Source organism: Rhizobium sp. P1_E6 (assembly GCF_056405875.1).
In genome coordinates this window covers 1-632 of record NZ_JBFUBG010000352.1, presented here as the reverse complement: position 1 = coordinate 632, position 632 = coordinate 1, and the positions used below count along the sequence as shown (strand labels likewise).

General features: G+C 61.9%; 2 protein-coding genes. One reads left to right on the top strand and one right to left on the bottom strand.

All coding sequences use genetic code 11. The features are described from left to right. On the top strand, nucleotides 1–158 hold a 158-nt coding region (locus AC1D35_RS36700; protein WP_477942988.1), incomplete at its 5' end, for a type IV secretory system conjugative DNA transfer family protein. Nucleotides 159–229: 71 nt separating this feature from the next. On the opposite strand, the gene AC1D35_RS36695 is transcribed toward AC1D35_RS36700, so the two are convergent. Then, nucleotides 230–394 (bottom strand): hypothetical protein, encoded by a 165-nt coding sequence (locus tag AC1D35_RS36695; RefSeq protein ID WP_477942986.1) that lies wholly within the window; start codon nucleotides 392–394, stop codon nucleotides 230–232. Between the last annotated feature and the right edge of the window lie 238 nt (nucleotides 395–632).

The window sequence follows — 632 nt, the reverse complement described above, 5'->3', positions numbered from 1 at the left end:
AGCAACGCACAGGGCGCCGACTCCTGACGCCCGACGAGGTGAGGAATCTCCCAGCAAAAGCGCAGTTACTGTTTCTTGCTGGTAGACGGCCGATCGTAGCGGAGAAGATTGTCTATTTTGCCGATCGCGAGTTCAAGGGAATGTTCAGATCCCCATGATCCGGTGTCAGCGGAAGACAAGAGGCGAGCAAACTAGGCGTGACCATCATAGACCGAGATGCGGAGCCGCCTCAGAAGGGCGGCTCGGCCTCGATGCGGCCGTCGAGTTCGGCCCAGATGACTTCGCGCTCGACCAGCGCGAGGTCGAGTTCGGCTTCCAGCGCCCGGCGCTCCCAGGTGGTTTCGGCGTTACGGGCTTCAGCGCCCAGTTCTTCGATGTGCTGGTCGATCGTCATCGTGGTCTCCTTGACGTTGTGGAAGACGACGCGGCACGCAGGGTGGGGAGAGGCAGGTCAAGGCTCGTGGAACACGACCGGCGGAGCCGGCGCGCGGAGGAGCCGATTTTGTCGAAGTGCAGTGAAACGGAACGGAGAGAAAATTGGAGGGGCCGCGCGGCCTTGAGCTGGCTCTTCCCGCCCGGCACAATCGCCCGATCTGAGCAGACAGGTTTGGTCTCTTGGGGCGCCTATTTCC